This is a genomic window from Paracoccus sp. Ld10 (assembly GCF_045064235.1).
Lineage (GTDB): Bacteria > Pseudomonadota > Alphaproteobacteria > Rhodobacterales > Rhodobacteraceae > Paracoccus.
Genome location: NZ_JBISHD010000006.1, coordinates 139,149 through 157,627 on the forward strand (window position 1 = coordinate 139,149; position 18,479 = coordinate 157,627).

Genomic DNA, 18,479 nt, shown 5'->3' on the forward strand with positions numbered 1-18,479 from the left:
GGCAAAGTCACGGCTTTGACTGGGTTTTTCGGTCTCGTCGGCGGGTTTTGTGCCGGGCTTGCCCGGATCTGTCCCGCAGACCGCCACGGCCCCCCTGACACAGGCGGTCAGCCCGGCCAAAAAGGCCGTCCGTCGCAGCCGCGTGGGGCACTGCCAATGCTGCCATGAACTCTTATCGCGCCAACGTCCGCACGGTCAGGACAACGCGCCCTCGGTCGCGGCCGAGGCACCGTCGGCCTTGGTCACAGACAGGCTGCGGGCGCGGGGGCCAAAGGCCCCGAACAGTTCCGGCCCGGTGCCGGTCAGCAGGGTCTGGGCGGGCAGGTCGGTGATGCGGTCATACAGCGCCGCGCGCCGGTCCGCGTCCAGATGGGCCGCGACCTCGTCCAGCAACAACAGCACCGGCTGGTCCGACAGCGCACGCGCATTGGCCAGAATCAGCGACAGCAGCAACGCTTTCTGCTCTCCGGTGGACGATTGCGCGGCGGGCATGTCCTGCGGCCCCCAACTGGCGCCCAGATCGGCACGATGCGCGCCGGTCAGCGTCCGCCCCGCAGCCATGTCGCGATGCCGCATCGCGGACAGACGTGCGGCGATGGCGTCCGCATCGGCGTCGTCGGCGAACCCGTCCTGCGGCAGCAGGGTCAGGCGGGCGGCGGGGAAATCGGTGCCGCCGTCCTGCGCGGTCATGATCGCGGACAGCGCCGCATGGCGGTTGCGGGTCAGGCCCGCACCGGCCTGCGCCATCTGCGATTCCAGTGCGCGGTACCATCCGGGGTCGCTGATCTGATCGCGCAGGAGGCGATTGCGTTCGCGCATCGCCTTTTCATAGGCCAGCGCCAAGTCTGCATGATCAGGCATCAGCGACAGGGTGACCCGGTCCATGAACCGCCGTCGCCCTTCGGGGGCGTCCGACCACAGCCGGTCCATCGCGGGCACCAGCCAGATGACCCGCACCAGCCGCGCCAGCGTGGTCTGGGTCACGGGCTTGTCGTCCAGGATGACATGGCGGGGCTGGCCGGGGGGCGCCACGGTTTCCACCGCGTGATCGCCAAGCGTTGCGCGGATTCGCCAGCCCGCATCAGGGCCCATCCGCGCCTGATCTGGGGCGGCCGCCGCGCGTAATCCGCGACCGGGGGCCAGCATGGACAGGGCTTCCAGAATGTTCGTCTTGCCGGACCCGTTGGGCCCGTGGATCGCCATCGGTCGGGCGTCCAGCGGCAGATCCAGCCGCGGCCAGGACCGGAACTGGGACAGCCGCAGCGCCGTCAGTGTCACACGCGCATCGGCATGACGACATAGACCGCGCTGAGGTCGCTGCCCTCGCGGATCAGGGCGGCGTCGCCGGACCCGTTGAACAGGAACACCGCATTGTCGCGATCGACCTGACCCGCGATCTCCTGCAGGTATTTGGCGTTGAACCCGATCTCCAGCGGCTCGTCGGCATAGGCGACGATCAGCTCCTCTTCGGCGGCACCCGCATCGGGGGCGTTGACCGACAGGACCAACCGGTCGGCGTCCAGCGACAGCTTGACCGCGCGCGAACGTTCGCTGCTGACGGTGGCCACGCGGTCGACGGCGCGGGCGAAATCGGCGGCGTCCACCTCCAGCTTGCGTGTGTTGCCCTGCGGGATGACGCGGCTGTAATCTGGGAACGTCCCGTCGATCACCTTGGAGGTCAGCGTGATCGTCGGCGTGGCAAAGCGGATCTTGGTCTCGCTGACCGACACGGCGATCTCGGCCTCGTCGTCGTCCAGCAGCTTGCGCAGTTCGCCCACGGTCTTGCGGGGCACGATCACGCCGGGCATCGCATCGGCATGGACCGGCAGAGGTGCGTCGATGCGGGCCAGACGGTGACCATCGGTCGCCACGCAGCGCAGGACGGGGCCGTCCTCGGATTGCGCCACATGCATGTAGACGCCGTTCAGATAGTACCGCGTTTCTTCGGTCGAGATCGCGAATTTCGACTTGTCGAACAACCGACGCAGCACCAATGCAGGCGCCTTGAAGTTCGCGCTGTATTCGCTTGTGGCCATGACCGGGAAATCGGCCCGCGGCAGGGTCGCCAGACTGAAGGACGACCGCCCGGCCTGGACCGACAGCCGACCCGTTGCGTCGTCGCTGGCCAACTGGACCAGGGCACCGTCGGGCAGCTTGCGCGCGATCTCGTTCAGCATCACGGCGCTGACGGTCGTCGCACCGGGGCGTTCCACCTGCGCGATGGAACGGTCGACGACCTCGGTGTCCAGATCGGTCGCGCGAAAGCTGACGCCCTCGGGGGTGGCCTCGATCAGCACGTTGGCCAGAATCGGGATGGTGTTGCGGCGTTCCACGACCGACTGGGCCTGCGACACGGCCTTGACCAGAACGGCGCGCTCGATCGAGAATTTCATCAGTTTCCCCTGTCCCATGGCTCTGCGGCCCTTGCCGGACCTGATGTGTAGCCGCCCACGCGGGCACTCACAAGAATTTCGTGATCAGGCTTCCAGCATCCGTTTCAACACGGCGATATCCTCGACCATTGCGCTGTCCTCGACCAGCAGTTCCTCGATCTTGCGGACGCCGTGCATGATCGTGGTGTGGTCGCGCCCGCCAAAGCGGCGCCCGATCTCGGGCAGGGACCGGCTGGTCAGCTGTTTCGACAGATACATGGCGATCTGGCGTGGCCGGGCGACGTTGCGGGCACGTTTCGGGCCCATCATGTCGGCCAGGCGGATGTTGTAGTGTTCGGCGACCTTGCGCTGGATGTCGTCGATGTTGATCTTGCGGTCATTGGTCCGCAGGATGTCGGCCAGACATTCCTGCGCCACCTCCAGCGTGATCTCGCGGCGCAGCAGGCTGGCATGCGCGAACAGACGCTGCAGCGCGCCTTCCAGCACGCGGACGTTGGTGGTGATGCGATGCGCCAAGAATTCCAGCACGCCCGCGCCGATCTCCAGATCGGGTTGCTGGGCCCGGAATCCTTGGGTCTTGGACTGCAGAATGCCAAGACGCAGCTCGTAGGTGGTCGGATGCAGGTCCACGATCAGGCCGCAGGACAGGCGCGACTTGATGCGTTCCTCAAGGCCCTTGATTTCGGCGGGCGCGCGGTCGGCGGAAATCACGATCTGCTTTCCCTGATCGACCAGCGCATTGAACGTGTGAAAGAATTCTTCCTGCGTACTGTCCTTGCCGGCGATGAACTGCACGTCATCGACCATCAGCATGTTCACGTTCCGGAACATGCTTTTGAAATCCATGATCGAACTTTCGCGCAGCGCCTGCACGAAACGGTACATGAACTGTTCCGCCGACAGGTACAGCACCTGCGCCGACGGGTGCCGGGCCTGATAATCATGCGCGATAGCGTGCATCAGGTGCGTCTTGCCCAGACCCACGCCACCATAGAGGAACAGCGGGTTGAAGCCCACGGGCCCGCCCTCGGCCACGCGGCGCGCGGCGGCATGGGCCAGCTCGTTCGGCTTGCCGACGATGAAGTTCCCGAAGGTAAAGCGGTTGTCCAGCGGCGCGCCCAGATCGGCGCGCGGCGCACGGGTGGTCGGTGCCTCGGCCACGTGACCCGCAGGAGCGGCGGCCTGGGCTTGCGGGCGTGCCGCGGCGCTGCCCACGTCGAAGCGCAGGCGTTCGACGGGCGCGCCGTGGCGGGTCAGCACCGCCATGATGTCCTTGGCGAAATGCCGCCCGACCCAATCAGAAATGAATCGCGTCGGACTGACGAATCGTGCGGCCCCGTCGTCAATCGCCGTCAGGCGCAGCGGCTTGATCCAGTGGTTGTAGTTGTTCGGCCCCACGCTTTGTTCCAGCTCGGCGCATGCCTGACCCCAGATCTTATCCATCATCGTCCCGTTTCCCGTGCCTGTCCCCAATCCCCGTCGGTTGATCCGACGGGACAGAATTCACGTCATTCGGGTGGCAAGCAAAAACAGTGCCCCTGCGACCACAACCGCGGTCGATCAAGGGGCATCAGCCCGTTTTCGGTCCTGGACACAGGTCCCCGGACACCCGGTGGCAGCCGGATGTCGTGAACCCGAAGGCGGAAGAGGTGTTCTTCGCGGCCCGGCCGTCGTCCCTGACGGATCCGAAGATCTGTCCACAGGGCCCGGCCCGTCCCCAAGCGACGTGAATCGCAAGGAGGAAACTAGCCCCAGCTTGTGGATAGCTGCAACCGAACTCTGCGCTTGACAGCAACTTGGCCGCGCCGAATCTGCGATGCCTTTGACTCGATTAACAATTTTCTGAATTGATTGAAATCGTTCAATTTTTCAAAATGTTGCAGGTGCAGAAACGCAAATCGGGCGCAGGGCTTTCGCCTGCACCCGATGCTGTATTCCAGTGCCCGTAGGGCGTGGGAATGCTGGTCGCGCGGCCCCTTGGGGCCTGTGGATCAGTTCGCCGACAGCGCCTTCACGCGGGCCGCCAAACGAGAGATTTTGCGCGACGCGGTGTTCTTGTGCACGACGCCCTTGGTCACGCCACGCATCAGTTCGGGCTGCGCGGTTTTCAGCGCCAGTGCCGCCGCATCGGCATTGCCCGACGCGATGGCCTCTTCGACCTTGCGGATATAGGTGCGGATGCGCGAACGGCGGGCCTTGTTGACGTCGGTGCGACGTTCGATCTGGCGGGCGCGTTTTTTGGACTGGGGCGTGTTGGCCATGGGTGTCTTCCTATCGGGTCGGTTGCATGTCTAAATTTCGAACGTGCAAAAGCCCCATGGCGCCGTCCCTGTTCGGGACGGACATGATTCTTGCCAAAGCGGGCCCACACGCATGTAAGTCGGGGCGTATAGGCCAGCCGTCCTGAAAAGAAAACCCTTATCTGTCGCGGAACTGCGCCTCGCGCTTTTCCAGAAAGGCGGCCATGCCTTCCTTCTGGTCTTCGGTCGCGAACAGGGCGTGGAACGACCGGCGTTCGAACAACAGCCCCTCGCGCAGGGTCGTCTCATAGGCGCGGTTCACGGCCTCCTTGACGGTCTTGGTCGCGATCTGGGATTTCTCGGCGATCTTTCGCGCAGCGGTCATCGCCTCGGGGATCAGCTTGGGGGTGGGCACCACGCGGCTGACCAGACCAGAGCGCTCGGCCTCGGCCGCATCCATGAAGCGACCGGTCAGGTTCATGTCCATCGCTTTGGACTTGCCCACGAATCGCGTCAGGCGCTGTGTGCCGCCGATGCCTGCGCAGACGCCCAGGTTGATCTCGGGTTGGCCGAACTTGGCGTTCTCGGCACAGATGATGAAATCGCACACCATCGCCAGCTCGCAGCCGCCGCCCAAGGCGTATCCGCTGACGGCGGCGATGATCGGCTTGCGCACGCGGGTGATCGCCTCGATCTGGGCGCCGAACAGGTCGGATTCGTAGACCTCGACAAAGGTCTTGGTCGACATTTCCTTGATGTCGGCACCGGCGGCAAAGGCCTTTTCGCTGCCGGTCAGGACGATGCAGCGGACCTTGTCGTTGCGGTCGGCATCCGACAGGGCGGCCGACAGCTCTTCCAGAAGCGTGGCGTTCAGCGCGTTCAGCGCCTCGGGGCGGTTCAGCCGGATCAGGGCGACCTCGTCCTCGATCTCCACGATGATGGTTTCGTAAGCCATAGGCTTGGACCTCGTTGGCAGATTGCGTGGCCCCCGTCCTAGCAGAGGGCCGCGCAGTCGTCCAACCGTTCACCTCTGACAGGCGGGGCAGTAAAAGGACGACCGCCCCGATTGCACGACCCGCGTGATGGTGCCGGAACAGCCATCCCGCAGGCAGGGCATGCCCGCACGGTCATAGGCGCGAAAGCTGTGCTGGAAATAGCCCAGCTCTCCGCTGGCCTGACGATGATCGCGCAATGACGACCCGCCCGCCGCGATGGCGTCGGTCAGCACGTCACGGATATGGCCGACCAGTGTCCCGATGCGCGCGGCCCCGATGCGCCCCGCCGCCCGGCGCGGATCGATGCCCGCACGCCACAGCGATTCGCTGACATAGATGTTGCCCAGACCCGCCACGATGCGCTGGTCCAGCAGGGCCTGTTTCACCGGCACGCGCCGCCCCGCAAAGGCCGGCGACAGATAGGCGGGCGTAAAGACCGCATCGAAAGGCTCGGGGCCCAGATGGTCCAGCAGCGGATGGGACGTGCCATCGCGGATCAGGTCGACCATGCCGAACCGGCGCGCGTCGTTGAACGTGATCGTCGTGCCCGCATCGGTGGTCAGCACCACATGGTCGTGGCGCGCATGGATGCCCGGGTCGCGGTGGAACCCCGCCAGGCCCGCGCCCTCGACCAGCATGCGGCCGGACATGCCCAGATGCCACAGGACAGTGCCCCCCCGGTCCAGGTCGGCCAGCAGGTATTTCGACCGCCGCCGCAGCGCGGTGACGGTGGCGCCGGTCAGCACCTGCATCAGGTCCACCGGCATGGGCCAGCGCAGGTCGGGGCGGTTGATCTGGGCGCGAACGATGCGCGCGCCTTGCAGATGGGGCAACAGGCCGCGGCGAACGGTCTCGACTTCCGGCAGTTCTGGCAATCGTGTTCCTTTCGTCGCATTGTGCGCGCGGCAAGCCGGACCTATCTGGCAATGGAACAGGCAAACGGCAAGCGTGATGACGGACAACAGGCAGACCCATTTCGGCTTTCGGACCGTGGACGAGGATCAGAAGGCCGGCATGGTCCATCAGGTCTTTTCCAGCGTCGCGTCGAAATACGACGTGATGAACGACCTGATGAGCGTGGGCATCCACCGCGTCTGGAAGACCGCGATGATGGACTGGCTGGCGCCGCGCGATGGGCAGCATCTGCTGGACGTGGCGGGCGGCACGGGCGACGTGGCGTTCCGGTTCCTGGACCGGGCGCCCGGCGCGCGCGTGACCGTTTGCGACATGACCGAATCGATGCTGGTCGAGGGGCGCAAGCGCGCCGATGCCGTCGACAAGGCCGACCGGCTGGCATGGGTCACGGGCGATGCGATGGCGCTGCCTTTTGCCGACAACAGTTTCGACCGCTATACGATCAGCTTTGGCATCCGCAACGTGACGCGCATTCCCGATGCGCTGGCCGAGGCGTATCGCGTGCTGAAACCCGGCGGGCGGCTGATGGTGCTGGAATTCAGCCAAATCCCGGTGCCCGCGATGCAATGGGCCTATGACCGCTACAGTTTCAACGTGATCCCGGCGATGGGACAGGCGGTGACGGGCGATCGCGACAGCTATCAGTATCTGGTCGAATCGATCCGCAAGTTTCCCGATCAGGACAGCTTTGCCCAGTTGATCCGTGATGCGGGCTTTGGTCGTGTCCAGTGGCGCAACTTGTCGATGGGCATCGCCGCCCTGCATTCCGGTTGGAAATTATAGGCCAATGCGCGGACCCCACAACATCCTGCGTCTGATCCGCACGGGTGCGACCTTTGAGCGGACCGGCGCGATGGCCGCCGTCCTGGACGCCGTCGATGCGCCGATCCGCGTGCGTCTGGCCGCACGGGTGTTGGGCCGACCGTTCCGCTGGCTGGGCTACAAGGGCGATCCGACCCTGCCGCCGATCACGCGCGCGATCACCGCGCTTGGCCCGGCCTATATCAAGTTCGGCCAGATCATGTCGACGCGCGCGGATGTCGTGGGCCCGGAAATGGCTGGACAGCTGCGCATGCTGCAGGACCGTCTGCCGCCCTTTCCCACCGATGTGGCCAAAAAGGCGATAGAGACGGAATTGCGCGCCCCGGTCGATCAGCTGTTCAGCGAGTTTTCCGAACCCGTTGCCGCCGCGTCGATCGCCCAGGTCCACCGCGCCCGCGTCCGCGAGACGGGCCGAGAGGTTGCCGTCAAGGTCGTGCGCCCCGACATCGGCGCGGCGTTCCGGCGCGACATCGACGCGTTCCATTTCGGCGCCCGCCTGATCGAGCTGCTGTCCCCCGGTACCCGCCGCCTGCGTCCGCGCGACGTGGTGCGCCATTTCGAACAGACGGTCACCGGCGAACAGGATCTGCGCCTGGAGGCTGCGGCCGCGTCGGAATTTTCCGAGAACACCGCCCGCGACACGGGATTTCAGATCCCCATGCCGCATTGGGCGCTGTGTTCGCGTCGCGTCCTGACCGCCGACTGGGCCGAAGGCCTGCCGATGGGCGACCGCGACGCGCTGATCGCGGCGGGCCACGACACGACCGATCTGGCGCGCCGGGTGATCCAGCTGTTCCTGTCGCACGCGCTGCGCGACGGGTTCTTTCATGCCGACATGCACCACGGCAACCTCAAGGTCGCGGCCAATGGCGATGTCATCGCCTATGATTTCGGCATCATGGGCGAGATCGACGAATATACCCGCCGCGTCTATGCCCAGATCCTGTACGGGTTCATCCAGCGTGATTACCGCCTGGTTGCGCGGGTCCATTTTGAGGCTGGATATGTCCCCCGCGACCGCGACGAGGCCGCATTCGCCCGCGCCCTGCGCGCCGTGGGCGAGCCGATCTTTGGCGCCGATGCCAGCCGGATCAGCATGGGCAACCTGCTGTCCTATCTGTTCGAGGTGACGGAACGGTTCGGCATGCCCACGCGGACCGAACTGATCCTGCTGCAACGCACCATGGTCGTGGTCGAGGGTGTGGCCCGGTCGCTGGACCCCCAGCTGAACATCTGGGACGCGGCCAAGCCGGTCGTGTCCGATTATATCAAGGCCAGCGTGGGGCCCAAGGCCGCGATCAGCGACCTGACCCATATCGCGCAGACCGTGGGCCGGTACGGACCCCTGTTGCCGCGGATGATCGAACAGGCCCTGTGGGAACGCGCCCACCCCGAAGAGGCGCGGTTGACGCTGATTCAGCCGCGCAGCACCGGCACGCTGCTGTTGGTCGCGGTGCTGGCACTGGCGGCTGGCGCGGGGATCGGCCTGTCGCTCTAGGACGCGTCGGTCAGAAACAGATGATCTCGGCCTCGGCCTCGGCGCGCCGCAGGGTTGCCACGGTTTCGGTCAAGGCGGCCATGCCGCGGAACATGCCGGACCGTTCGCCGGTGGTCTGGCGCATCCGCAGAACGGTTTCCGCGCCGACGTAATCGGCATAGGGCAGGACCTCGGCGATGCGGTCGATCGCGCAGGAACAGCGGTCCAGCATGTTGCGCGTCTGCCCGTTGGTCGCCATGCAGGCAAAGGCGTATTCGACCCTCGCATTCGTCGGATAGTCGTTCACCGCCTGTGCCGATGCGGGGACAGCCGACAGGGCCAGTGCCACCGCGCCCGCGCGGATCATTGCAGCACCAGTGCGTTACGATAGCCCGCCGCGTCATCGGTTTCGGCCCGCAATTCGCGGATGGGTTCGTCCGGCGCGGCCATGACGAATGTCAGCGTCAGCGTCTGAAACCCGTTCATCCGCGCCGCATTCGCATCCTGGGCAAAGGGCTGAAAGCTGGCCGTGATGCCGTCATCGGTTGTCGTGACCTCTCCGCCCTGAAACAGCGCCTCCTTCATCCGGTTGCGGATATAAAAGGGGCTGCCGCCGGTCAGTGCCGCCATGTCGCGGGTCGTCTGTTCCAGAAAGAAGGTCAGCACCGGGTCGCCCGACGATATCGGGAACGGCCCGATCGTGCGATCGATGGGCGCAGCCTTCTGGTTCAGTTCCAGGATCGGCTGCTGGTCGCTGGGGTCGATGCCTTGGGACAGGGTGACCAGCCCGTTGTCGGTCGGGCGAAACCCCTCGACGGCGGGGCCCGCGACAGTCATCCGCCATTCCAACGCCGTGTCGCCCAGATCCCAGGGGCCGCGTTCGGCAAAGACCGCGTCGCCGGCCTCGGCGGCAGCCAGGGGCAGGGGGGCAAGCCCCAGTATCAGGGCCAGTGCGATGGCGCGGGTCATGGTCGTCCTCCCAAACGTCTGGGCATGATGGGCGCGGGACGGACCGGGGCGCAAGCCCCGGCGGCGTGTGCATCCTCCCTTGGTCTTAGGCCAGCAGGCGGCCCAGGATCTCGGCCAGGTCGGGGGGGCTGACGGGCTTTTCCAACAAATGGATCCCCATGGCCGCACAGTGCCGTGAAATGGCCGGATCGCGATGTGCCGTCACGATCACCGCGGGCACCGGCCTGTCGGACGCCGCGCGCAAGGCCTCTATCGCGGCAAAGCCGGTATCGCCGTTTTCCAGGTGGTAATCGGCCAGGATCACGTCGGGGGGTTCATCCCCCATCGTGGCCAACGCCTCGGCGGTGTCGCCCGCGATGCGGGGCACCATGCCCAGCCGGTCGCGCAGGATCATCTGATAGGCGCGGCGCATCTCGGGGTCGTTCTCGACCACCAGGGCCACGCGGCCGCGCAGCGCGGGCAGGGTCGCGACCGCCAGGCGGGGCGTATCGGTCAGCGCCTGCACCAGCGGCAGACCGACACGAAAGACCGTGCCGCGCATCGCCTCGGACGACAGGCTGATGGGGTGACCCAGCTTGGCGCAGGCACGGCGCACGATGGACAGGCCCAGCCCCATGCCGGGGGTCGCGCTGTCATGGGTCAGCCGCTGGAATTCGTCAAAGATGCGGTTGCGGTCCACTGCCGGGATGCCCATCCCCGTGTCGTACACAGACAGCCAGCACATTGCCCCCTTGCGTCGCGCGCCCACCGCCACGCCGCCGCGATGGGTGTATTTGATCGCATTCGACACCAGATTCTGCGCGATGCGACGCAAAAAGATCGGGTCGCTGTCGACCACCGCGGTCGTGGGCATGAACCGCAGACGCAGCCCCTTGGCCTGCGCCACCGGCGCGAATTCGGCGGCCAGCCTGCGGAACAGGTCGTCCAGCGGCACCGGCTGGCGATTGAATTCAATCCGCTGGCTGTCCAGCCGAGAGATGTCCAGCACCGCATGCATCAGCTGTTCGACCGATTCAAAGGCACTGCCAAGCCTATCGGTCAATTCGGTCTGATGCGGGTCCATCGCGGTATCGGTCAGCGCCGACAGGAACAGCCGCGCAGCAGACAAAGGTTGCAGCAGGTCGTGGCTGGCGGCGCGCAGAAAGCGGGTCTTGGACCTGTTCGCCTCTTCGGCCAGGGCGCGGGCCACGGCCAGTTCGCGGTTCCTTTGCGACAGGTCGGCCATCGCGCGTTCCAGATCGCGGGTGCGGGCCAGAACCTCCTGCTCCAACGCCACGGCGGCCTGGAACATCGACCATGCTGACCCGCGCGTTTCCTCCAGCCTGTCGATGCGGTCGATCAGGACGGCGTTGATGCGGGTCAGCTTGGCGATCTGCCGGTCGGGCAGGTCGCCGTCACGCATCATCATTGGACCTCCATGAAGGCCAGGCCCACGAATGTCTGGTTTACATGCATGCCGCTGTGCTGTTCGCCATAGGTATTGAACCCGACAACACGGTGGCGGCGGTACAGGTCTGACATGCGGTCGGTCAGCCCGGCGCGTTCCAGGGCCAGCCGCCGCAGGATGCAGTCAAAGGCCAGCACCATCAGCGGCGGCGTGGGCAGCGCATCCAGCAGGTCGGAAAAGCCCTGGATCAGATCTTCGGACCGGCCAAGTGTCAGGACGGTGCCGGTATCGATCGACGACATCAGCGACAGCCCGTCATCGTCGGTGACCGCCCTGATGGCGCGCACATGATGCCGCCCGCCCATGCGCAGCAGCAGGGGATGGCGGGCGAATTCGGTGGGCGTCAGGTCGACGCGGCGCAGACCGGTCAGACGGGCGTATTCCTGGGCCGCAGGTTCGGCGTTCAGTTCCAGGATGCAGCGCTTGTCAGGAATGGCGGCGGTGACCACCGCGCGGGTTGGGGTGGGGCTGAAATGGGCGAATGTCACCTCGTGGATGGCCAGGTCCGTCTCGACCAGCAGGAACACCGCGACGCCCGACTGCACCATACCCTGCGCCAGCAGGGAGGTGCGGCAGAAATTCAGCCCGTCGCCCGCCGATCCGCCCAGCACCGGGACAGACGGCAGCGCCGCGTCCAGCGTGGACACCAGCACATCCTCCTGGCCCGCCAGCCCGTCGGTCAGCAGCAATCCGAACAGATGGCGCGCCGGGTCGGAACCGAAATCGCGCGCCATCCGGCGCAGTTGCGCCATCCACCCGGACACCGGCAATGCGGCCAGATCCGGCAGCACCAGCGACGCGGCGCGAAAATGGCAGGCGGGGAACCCGATTGCCACGACGCTGTCGCTGGCATAGCCCTGCGGCCCGATCTCTCCGGCGGACGAGCATCCGACCATGATGCAGTCTCGTGGCAGATGCGGCGTCAGCCCGGCATGCAGCGCGGTCAGATCGTCGGCCTGCGCGCCGAACAGCAGCACCAGCGCGGGATCAATGCCGCGCAGGCCGTCCAGCAGGGTCGGGACCATGTCGGTCCCGCCGCGGTCGGCCTGCACAGCGACCGGCCCGGATGCGCCCTCCTTCGCAGCCGGGTCGGTGTTCATCAGCCGGCCTCGAACAGCCGGATCGAATTGGCCAGCAGCACGGCCTGCGTGCGGCGGCGGGCGTTGATCTTGGACATGATCGCGGTGATGTGGGTCTTGACCGTGGCCTCGGCGATCGACAGCTCGTAGCTGATCTCCTTGTTGGCCTTGCCCTTGCAGATCAGCCGCAGAATCTTCATCTGCTGCGGCGTCAGCGATGAAAAACGCCGTGCCAATGCGGCCTTGGCATCATTGCCGGCGCCGTCCTGATCAGGCCGATACCCTTCGGGGGTGACATGTTCCCCCTCCCACATGCGGCGCAGGCTGTCGACCAGCGCCTCTCGCGACAGCGACTTGCTGATATAACCCTGTGCCCCCGCCGCCATCGCGGTCGAGATCATCGCCCCTTCCAGATCGGCCGAGATCATGGTGATCGGCACATCCGGCAATTGGCGGCGCAGGGTCACGATGCCCTCGGCCCCGCGCGCGTCCGGCAGGTTCAGGTCCAGGATCACGGCGTCGGGTGCACCCTGCATCCGGATCTGTTCGACCGCCGCACCAAGGCTGCGCGCGGTTCGGACGTTTTTCAGGCCAAAGCTGATCTTGAGCGTCAGGGCCAGCGCGTCGCACATCAACGGGTGGTCATCGACGATCAGTATCTCACGGACCTGGTCGGCGGACGGGCGCGCTGGCGCCACGGGACGCGCCTGCATCGCAGCAGCTGTCATGGCAATCCTCCCTGAGTTCTGTCGGCTGCGTCTCCTCCTCAAGAGCGCCGCCGTCAGCCCAGTTTAGGGCAGGGTGCACATAAAGCAAGCGTCCGGTCCGACAAAGGTCGGACGCGGATCTAGCTTTTCTTGACCGCGGGGTCGATCGGCGCAAAGCTTTCTGTCCAGATGTTGCCATCGGTGTCTTCGACCCTGACATTGATCGTCTGGCCATCGGGTTCATAGCGGAACCGGAATACCGGATCCTCGCTGACCGAAATTCCCGCCGACATCGAAAACAGCAATGCGTCCCCCTGGCGGACGTCCAGGCGGTCGATGAAATGGGCGGGAATGTTCAACAGCGTCAGCTGATCGCGCTGTAATCCGGAAAAGTTCGGGTGCCGGATCATCAGCGTGCCGATGTCTTGGCCATCCTGCACCTCGCTGCGCCAGCGCATCTGGCCCATCGTCGCATTGGTCGCGGCCATGTCCTTGCCCGCCGGGGCCGAACAGCCGCCCGCAGCCTTGACGAACCGCCCGGCCATGACCTGCGCGCCGTCGGCATGGGTCGCGATGGCGCGGACGTCGGAATAGCTGTCGACGCGGACACGCACCTCGAAATCCAGGGGCATCAGGGCGGGGCCGAACGCGTATTCGGCGGCGACGGGGGCGGGGTTCTCGTCGATGATCAGGGTCAGGGCCGTGATGGGCGGGGCGTCGGGTGCCTGCGTCAGTCGGATCGGGACAATGGCCGCGTCATGGGCACGGGGCGGCGCGTCTAGGTCCAGCGCCGTCGCGTCCTGCGGCGGATCGGTGTCCAGATCCATCACCGCGCCGCGCAGATCCTCCCATGTGGGCGACGGTTGCAGCGCATTGTCCTGCGCCATCGCGGGCGCGGCCAGCAGCGCCGCCGTCAGAGTCAGCCACAGTCTCATTGCCTTATCCTCCCTTGGACATCCTCCGATAGATGAACGCGGTGGTGGTGGCGGCTGCGTCCTCCTCGGCGCGTGCCACGACCCCCGCGTGCAGCGGAGATTTCGAACAGACCGGGTCGGTCGCCCGCGCATCGCCCGCCAGCGCCATGGCCTGACAGCGGCAGCCGCCGAAATCGATGTCCTTGCGGTCGCAACCGCGACAGGGTTCCGGCATCCAGGCGGTGCCGCGGAACGCATTGAAGCTGTCGGACAGGTGCCAGATGTCCGACAGCGACCGGTCCTGCACGTTCTCGAACCGCATCCAGTCGATCGTCTGCGCGGCGTGGCAGGGCAGGACAGTGCCGTCCGGACCGACGTTCAGCCCGGTCGAACCCCAGCCTCCCATGCAGGCCTTGGGATAGATCGCGTGGTGATCGGCGGGGACATAGTCGATGACCATCCGCCCCCGCAGCCGGATGCGGGCGGCGTTCACCACCTGCCGCGCGAATTCGGCCTGTTCGCGCGTCGGCATCAGCGCGCCGCGATTGCGGTCGGCCCACCCGTGAAACTGGACGGTGGCCACCTCGATCCGCCGCGCACCAAGGCGTTCGGCCAGGTCCACCATGTCGGGCAGACGGTCCATGTTCTGGCGATGGACGACCGCGTTGATGGTCAGCGGAAAGCCGATTTCCGTGACCCAGTCGCTGAACACCATCTTTTTGTCCCAGGACCCCGGATGGCCGCTGATCCGGTCGGCCATGTCCGGACGGATACCCTGCAGAGACAGCTGGACATGATCGACGCCCGCACGGTCCAGCTCGATCAGCCGGTCGCGGGTGATGCCGATGCCGGACGTGATCAGGTTCACATACAGCCCGGCATCGCGTGCATGTCCGACAATCTGCGCCAGATCGCGCCGCGCACCCGGTTCCCCGCCCGAGATGTGGACCTGCAGCACGCCCAGGTCGGCGGCCTGCCGGAACACGCGGCCCCAGTCGTCTGCGCTGATCTCTCTGGATGCGCGAATCAGATCGACGGGGTTGGAACAATAGGGACAGGCCAGCGGACAGCGATGTGTGACCTCGGCCAGCATTGCCATGGGCAGGCCGGGGGTGACGGGGTTGCCCTCCAGATCGTGCGGCTGGTGCTGCTGATCCTTCATGCGGCGTCCTTCAGAAATACCATGCGCCGTTCGATCAGCCCGGTCAGGAAATCGCGTACGTCGCCGCCGATCTGGTCCACCGGCGCGTTGTAACGTGCGGCCAGATCGCGCACGATCCGGTCCAGGCTGCGGGCGCCGTCCAGTTCGGACAGGATTGCCTCTCCGATCTGATCCAGCTGCAACGCGCGTTCGGGGGCCTGCAGCACGCGGATGCCGCGCACGCGGTCGCCCTGCAACCGCACGCCGCGCGGCAGATAGGGGATGTCGTCGGGTCCGATCAATGCGGTCATGCCTGCATTCCCTGTCCGGGCTGCCATGAGCCGGGGGGCGTGCGACCCTCGACATAGCCGTGCCACAGGGCGTCCAGTTGCGCCCACAGCACGTCGGTCTTGAAGGTCAGGGCGGCGGCGGCGGCATCCTGTTTTTCCAGCGTGTCGGCATGGGTCAGTACGTAACCCAGGCCGAACTTGACGTCATCGGGGGCCTCGGTCAGGCGTTTCCTGAAATAGGAAAGGCTGCTGTCATCGGCGAAATCGTAATGCGCCAGCAACCCCTCGATGCGCTGGGCGTGGATGCGGGGCGCGAACAGTTCGGTCAGGCTGGCAGCCACCGCGTCCAACAAAGGCATGTCGCGCACAAAGCGGACATAGGCGTCGACCGCGAACCGCGTCGCCGGCATGATGCCCACACCCGATGCGACATAATCGGGGTCCAGCCCCACCGCCTGCGCCAGGGCCAGCCAGCGGCGGATGCCGCCACCCTCGGTCTCGCCGCCGTCGTGATCCTCGATCCGCTTGCGCCAGGCGCGGCGCAGGTCGGGATCCTCGACCCGGCTCATGAAGGCGGCGTCCTTCATGGGGATGCGCGACTGGTACATCCAACGGTTGATGACCCAGGCCCGCACTTCGTCCGGGGTGCAGTCGCCGCCATGCAGGCGGGCGTGGAACGGGTGGCGGTCGTGATAGCGTTCGGCGCCGATGGCGCGCAGGCGGGCCTCGAAATCCTTGGGCGATTGGGCGGTGGCTTGGACGTCCTTCACAGCGTGATCTCCATTCCGTCGCGGGCGACCAGCCATCCCCGCGCGGCTGCGTCCGCCGCCTGCGGGCTGGCCGGATCGGTCAGCGGGTTCGAATTGTTCATGTGCACAAAGATGCGCTGGCCAAGCGGCGTTTCGGCAAGGGCGGGGATGGTATCGGTCACCGCCATGTGCCCCATCCGTCGACCTGTCTTGCGGCCCAGCCCCATGCGGATCATCTCGTCGTCGTCCCACAGGGTACCGTCAAAAAACAGCGCGTCGGCCCCCGCGATCCGGTCGCGCAGCCAGTCGGGCATGTCCGCACAGCCGGGAATATAGAACGCCCGCCTGTCCGCGGTCCGCAATTCGACGCCGACGGTGGTCTCTCCGATCAGGCCGGTCTCGACGGTGGCGCCTTCCTGGTACAGGGGCACCTTGCCGGGCACGGCGAACAGCGTCGCGGTCAGGCCCGGCGTCAGCGGGATCGTCTGGTCCAGCCCGATGGTCCGGCGCGGCACGAAATCGGGGTTCACCGCCGCCATCATCGGGTTCGCCGCCAGCGCATCGTGAATCGCCTGCGTGGCAAACAGATCAAAGGGCTGGCTTTCGCGCAGGGTCAACAGCCCCGCCACGTGGTCGATGTCGCCGTTCGTGACCAGAACCGACCGCAGCGGCATGGTTCGCGGACCGGACGGATACAGCGCCGGCGTGGCCGCCAGTTGCGCCCGGATGTCGGGCGACGCATTCAGGATCGCCCAGTCACGCCCGTCCGCGCTGACCGCGACGGAGCTTTGGGTCATCGACGGGATGCGACCGGCGCGCGCCGCATCGCAATTTCCGCAACCGCAATTCCATTGCGGCAACCCGCCGCCCGCCGCCGCCCCAAGGATGATGATCCGCATGTCGTCCCTTGTGATAGGAAGGCCCCGCCCGAACGAATTCGGACGGGGCCTCATTCCTGCCTGTGGTACAGGCTCAGAACAGGACGGGCTCGTCCTCGGCGGGTGCGTACATGTTGATTTCCATGCCGCAAGCGATTTCGTTCAGGATTGGTTTGGTCCAGGCCATGTTGTGCTCCTCCTACATGCCGGTGGTGCCGCTACAGAAGGCGACTGGATTCAAATTTAGTATGGAGACAGGATGAATCAACACGACAAAGGTCGCAAAGTCGTGACCATTTCGTGATCTTGGACCGGAAATGAGAGACGTTTGGCGATGTTTCATCTGATTCTGGGCGTCTGTCTGGCGATTTCGGCCGATCATTGCGGCCATGTTCTGCTGCCGCAGGGCGATTCGACGACCGCCCAGGGGTGCCGGGCGCAGGCCGCGCAGGTGGCGGGCGCATGGCTGGCGGCGCGGCCGGACCTGACGGGTGACGCGCCGGAATGCCGGGCGAATGCCGACCTGCCGGCGCTGGACCTGCAGCAGGTCGCACCGGGCATTCACGTCCATTTCGGGCAATCCCGCCAGATGGAAGAGACCACGGACGGGCGCATCGCCAATCTTGGGGTGATCGTCGGGCGCGACGCGGTGGCAGTGATCGACGCGGGCGTGTCGCGGGCGCAGGGGCAGGACCTGTACGTGGCGATCCGGCGGATGACCGACCTGCCCGTGCGCCACCTGATCCTGACGCATATGCATCCCGACCACGTCCTGGGCGCGCAGGTTCTGTCCGAGGCCGGGGCCCGCATCACCGCGCATCACGCCCTGCCGCAATCGCTGCAGGCGCGGTCGGCGGGGTATCTGGACGCCCTGGCCGATCTGTATCCGCCTGGGGAGTGGATCGCCACGCAGGCGGTGATGCCAGACGATCTGGTGCGCGACCGGCAGGTGATCAAGCTGGGCGACCGGTCGCTGCTGCTGCGCGCCTGGCCCGCGGCCCATACCGACAGCGACCTGACCGTTCTGGACCGGGCGACCGGCACGCTGTTCACGGGTGATCTGCTGTTTCGAGACCTGACGCCGGTGGTGGACGGATCGCTGACGGGGTGGCTGGACTGGCTGGACGGCGACCCCGCCCGGGGCGCGGATGTGATCGTGCCGGGGCATGGTCCCGTCGGCCAATCATGGCAGGACGCATCGTCCCCGCAGGTCGATCTGCTGCGCGCGCTTGCAGACCGCACCCGGCAGGCCATTCGCGACGGCCTGGCCCTGTCGCAGGCAGTTCCCGTGATCGTCGATGCCCTGCAGCCGATGCAGGGAACATGGAATTCCTATCCGCAGACGATCGCGAGAAACGCGACCGCGGCCTATAAGGAATTGGAGTGGGAATGAGAAGTATTTGACAGATCAAAAGGATCTGTCGGATGTTCGCGTTAACATCCGGACAAGAAACGTCCGGGGA

At 66.1% G+C, this 18,479-nt stretch carries 20 protein-coding genes; 3 read left to right on the forward strand and 17 right to left on the reverse strand.

Annotation, left to right across the window (positions count from 1 at the left end; translation table 11 throughout):
- Positions 1-195: 195 nt before the first annotated feature.
- The 6 genes from recF to mutM form a co-directional block, all read right to left on the reverse strand.
- Positions 196-1,278 carry a DNA replication/repair protein RecF gene (gene recF, locus ACJJVR_RS03830; protein ID WP_405402387.1) on the reverse strand — a complete coding sequence of 361 codons (1,083 nt, stop codon included), beginning with the start codon at positions 1,276-1,278 and terminating at the stop codon, positions 196-198.
- The gene (gene dnaN / locus ACJJVR_RS03835; RefSeq protein WP_405402388.1) at positions 1,275-2,393 is read right to left on the reverse strand and encodes a DNA polymerase III subunit beta; all 1,119 of its coding nucleotides are present in this window, start codon (positions 2,391-2,393) and stop codon (positions 1,275-1,277) included. Before dnaN ends, recF begins: the two co-directional genes overlap by 4 nt.
- 84 nt (positions 2,394-2,477) lie before the next feature.
- Positions 2,478-3,839 carry a chromosomal replication initiator protein DnaA gene (gene dnaA / locus ACJJVR_RS03840; RefSeq protein WP_405402390.1) on the reverse strand — a complete coding sequence of 454 codons (1,362 nt, stop codon included), beginning with the start codon at positions 3,837-3,839 and terminating at the stop codon, positions 2,478-2,480.
- Between the two features lie 545 nt (positions 3,840-4,384).
- Positions 4,385-4,654 (reverse strand): 30S ribosomal protein S20, encoded by a 270-nt coding sequence (gene rpsT / locus ACJJVR_RS03845; RefSeq protein ID WP_045982305.1) that lies wholly within the window; start codon positions 4,652-4,654, stop codon positions 4,385-4,387.
- 157 nt (positions 4,655-4,811) lie between these two features.
- Positions 4,812-5,588 (reverse strand): enoyl-CoA hydratase, encoded by a 777-nt coding sequence (locus ACJJVR_RS03850; RefSeq protein WP_405402392.1) that lies wholly within the window; start codon positions 5,586-5,588, stop codon positions 4,812-4,814.
- A 69-nt stretch (positions 5,589-5,657) separates the two neighbouring features.
- On the reverse strand, positions 5,658-6,503 hold the full coding sequence (gene mutM / locus ACJJVR_RS03855; RefSeq protein ID WP_405402394.1) for a bifunctional DNA-formamidopyrimidine glycosylase/DNA-(apurinic or apyrimidinic site) lyase: 846 nt from the start codon (positions 6,501-6,503) through the stop codon (positions 5,658-5,660).
- A gap of 76 nt (positions 6,504-6,579) precedes the next feature.
- Here mutM and ubiE point away from each other — a divergent pair, with 76 nt between their 5' ends.
- Positions 6,580-7,326, forward strand: a complete 747-nt coding sequence (ubiE, locus tag ACJJVR_RS03860) for a bifunctional demethylmenaquinone methyltransferase/2-methoxy-6-polyprenyl-1,4-benzoquinol methylase UbiE (protein ID WP_405402395.1) — start codon at positions 6,580-6,582, stop codon at positions 7,324-7,326.
- 4 nt (positions 7,327-7,330) lie between these two features.
- Positions 7,331-8,863, forward strand: a complete 1,533-nt coding sequence (gene ubiB, locus ACJJVR_RS03865) for a 2-polyprenylphenol 6-hydroxylase (RefSeq protein ID WP_405402398.1) — start codon at positions 7,331-7,333, stop codon at positions 8,861-8,863.
- Between the two features lie 10 nt (positions 8,864-8,873).
- On the opposite strand, the gene ACJJVR_RS03870 is transcribed toward ubiB, so the two are convergent.
- From ACJJVR_RS03870 to pqqA, 11 genes are all read right to left on the reverse strand, one after another.
- On the reverse strand, positions 8,874-9,209 hold the full coding sequence (locus ACJJVR_RS03870; protein WP_405402400.1) for a hypothetical protein: 336 nt from the start codon (positions 9,207-9,209) through the stop codon (positions 8,874-8,876).
- On the reverse strand, positions 9,206-9,811 hold the full coding sequence (locus ACJJVR_RS03875) for a hypothetical protein (protein ID WP_405402401.1): 606 nt from the start codon (positions 9,809-9,811) through the stop codon (positions 9,206-9,208). Before ACJJVR_RS03875 ends, ACJJVR_RS03870 begins: the two co-directional genes overlap by 4 nt.
- 85 nt (positions 9,812-9,896) lie before the next feature.
- Positions 9,897-11,219 carry a hybrid sensor histidine kinase/response regulator gene (locus ACJJVR_RS03880; RefSeq protein WP_405402403.1) on the reverse strand — a complete coding sequence of 441 codons (1,323 nt, stop codon included), beginning with the start codon at positions 11,217-11,219 and terminating at the stop codon, positions 9,897-9,899.
- Positions 11,216-12,358 carry an FIST N-terminal domain-containing protein gene (locus tag ACJJVR_RS03885; protein WP_405402405.1) on the reverse strand — a complete coding sequence of 381 codons (1,143 nt, stop codon included), beginning with the start codon at positions 12,356-12,358 and terminating at the stop codon, positions 11,216-11,218. The genes ACJJVR_RS03880 and ACJJVR_RS03885 overlap by 4 nt, the downstream gene beginning before the upstream one ends.
- Positions 12,358-13,065, reverse strand: coding sequence for a response regulator (locus ACJJVR_RS03890; RefSeq protein ID WP_405402406.1), 708 nt, complete (start codon positions 13,063-13,065; stop codon positions 12,358-12,360). The genes ACJJVR_RS03885 and ACJJVR_RS03890 overlap by 1 nt, the downstream gene beginning before the upstream one ends.
- Positions 13,066-13,184: 119 nt before the next feature.
- A complete protein-coding gene (locus tag ACJJVR_RS03895) occupies positions 13,185-13,979 on the reverse strand; it encodes a quinoprotein dehydrogenase-associated SoxYZ-like carrier (RefSeq protein WP_405402408.1) in 795 nt (264 codons plus the stop codon).
- Between the two features lie 4 nt (positions 13,980-13,983).
- On the reverse strand, positions 13,984-15,120 hold the full coding sequence (gene pqqE, locus ACJJVR_RS03900; protein ID WP_405402410.1) for a pyrroloquinoline quinone biosynthesis protein PqqE: 1,137 nt from the start codon (positions 15,118-15,120) through the stop codon (positions 13,984-13,986).
- Positions 15,117-15,410: a pyrroloquinoline quinone biosynthesis peptide chaperone PqqD gene (gene pqqD / locus ACJJVR_RS03905; RefSeq protein WP_405402411.1), complete on the reverse strand. Its 294-nt coding sequence runs from the start codon at positions 15,408-15,410 to the stop codon at positions 15,117-15,119. The genes pqqE and pqqD overlap by 4 nt, the downstream gene beginning before the upstream one ends.
- The gene (gene pqqC / locus ACJJVR_RS03910) at positions 15,407-16,159 is read right to left on the reverse strand and encodes a pyrroloquinoline-quinone synthase PqqC (RefSeq protein WP_405402413.1); all 753 of its coding nucleotides are present in this window, start codon (positions 16,157-16,159) and stop codon (positions 15,407-15,409) included. The genes pqqD and pqqC overlap by 4 nt, the downstream gene beginning before the upstream one ends.
- Complete coding sequence (gene pqqB, locus ACJJVR_RS03915) at positions 16,156-17,037, reverse strand: pyrroloquinoline quinone biosynthesis protein PqqB (RefSeq protein ID WP_405402415.1); 882 nt, start codon at positions 17,035-17,037, stop codon at positions 16,156-16,158. The genes pqqC and pqqB overlap by 4 nt, the downstream gene beginning before the upstream one ends.
- 73 nt (positions 17,038-17,110) lie before the next feature.
- Complete coding sequence (pqqA, locus tag ACJJVR_RS03920; protein ID WP_405402416.1) at positions 17,111-17,203, reverse strand: pyrroloquinoline quinone precursor peptide PqqA; 93 nt, start codon at positions 17,201-17,203, stop codon at positions 17,111-17,113.
- 147 nt (positions 17,204-17,350) lie between these two features.
- Between pqqA and ACJJVR_RS03925 the strand changes: the two genes are divergently transcribed.
- Entirely contained in the window at positions 17,351-18,409 is a 1,059-nt protein-coding gene (locus ACJJVR_RS03925; protein ID WP_405402417.1) for a quinoprotein relay system zinc metallohydrolase 2, read from the forward strand.
- Positions 18,410-18,479: the final 70 nt, after the last annotated feature.

Excerpts from the sequence above, each read along its gene's own strand:
- dnaN (WP_405402388.1), bottom strand. The coding sequence starts at position 2,393 with ATGAAATTCTCGATCGAGCGCGCCGTTCTGGTCAAGGCCGTGTCGCAG.
- pqqA (WP_405402416.1), bottom strand. The coding sequence starts at position 17,203 with ATGGCCTGGACCAAACCAATCCTGAACGAAATCGCTTGCGGCATGGAA.
- ACJJVR_RS03890 (WP_405402406.1), bottom strand. The coding sequence starts at position 13,065 with ATGACAGCTGCTGCGATGCAGGCGCGTCCCGTGGCGCCAGCGCGCCCG.
- ACJJVR_RS03895 (WP_405402408.1), bottom strand. The coding sequence starts at position 13,979 with ATGAGACTGTGGCTGACTCTGACGGCGGCGCTGCTGGCCGCGCCCGCG.
- rpsT (WP_045982305.1), bottom strand. The coding sequence starts at position 4,654 with ATGGCCAACACGCCCCAGTCCAAAAAACGCGCCCGCCAGATCGAACGT.
- ubiE (WP_405402395.1), top strand. The coding sequence starts at position 6,580 with ATGACGGACAACAGGCAGACCCATTTCGGCTTTCGGACCGTGGACGAG.
- pqqE (WP_405402410.1), bottom strand. The coding sequence starts at position 15,120 with ATGAAGGATCAGCAGCACCAGCCGCACGATCTGGAGGGCAACCCCGTC.
- ACJJVR_RS03925 (WP_405402417.1), top strand. The coding sequence starts at position 17,351 with ATGTTTCATCTGATTCTGGGCGTCTGTCTGGCGATTTCGGCCGATCAT.
- ACJJVR_RS03880 (WP_405402403.1), bottom strand. The coding sequence starts at position 11,219 with ATGATGATGCGTGACGGCGACCTGCCCGACCGGCAGATCGCCAAGCTG.
- dnaA (WP_405402390.1), bottom strand. The coding sequence starts at position 3,839 with ATGATGGATAAGATCTGGGGTCAGGCATGCGCCGAGCTGGAACAAAGC.
- pqqD (WP_405402411.1), bottom strand. The coding sequence starts at position 15,410 with ATGACCGCATTGATCGGACCCGACGACATCCCCTATCTGCCGCGCGGC.
- ACJJVR_RS03870 (WP_405402400.1), bottom strand. The coding sequence starts at position 9,209 with ATGATCCGCGCGGGCGCGGTGGCACTGGCCCTGTCGGCTGTCCCCGCA.
- ACJJVR_RS03885 (WP_405402405.1), bottom strand. The coding sequence starts at position 12,358 with ATGAACACCGACCCGGCTGCGAAGGAGGGCGCATCCGGGCCGGTCGCT.
- ubiB (WP_405402398.1), top strand. The coding sequence starts at position 7,331 with ATGCGCGGACCCCACAACATCCTGCGTCTGATCCGCACGGGTGCGACC.
- ACJJVR_RS03875 (WP_405402401.1), bottom strand. The coding sequence starts at position 9,811 with ATGACCCGCGCCATCGCACTGGCCCTGATACTGGGGCTTGCCCCCCTG.
- pqqB (WP_405402415.1), bottom strand. The coding sequence starts at position 17,037 with ATGCGGATCATCATCCTTGGGGCGGCGGCGGGCGGCGGGTTGCCGCAA.
- ACJJVR_RS03850 (WP_405402392.1), bottom strand. The coding sequence starts at position 5,588 with ATGGCTTACGAAACCATCATCGTGGAGATCGAGGACGAGGTCGCCCTG.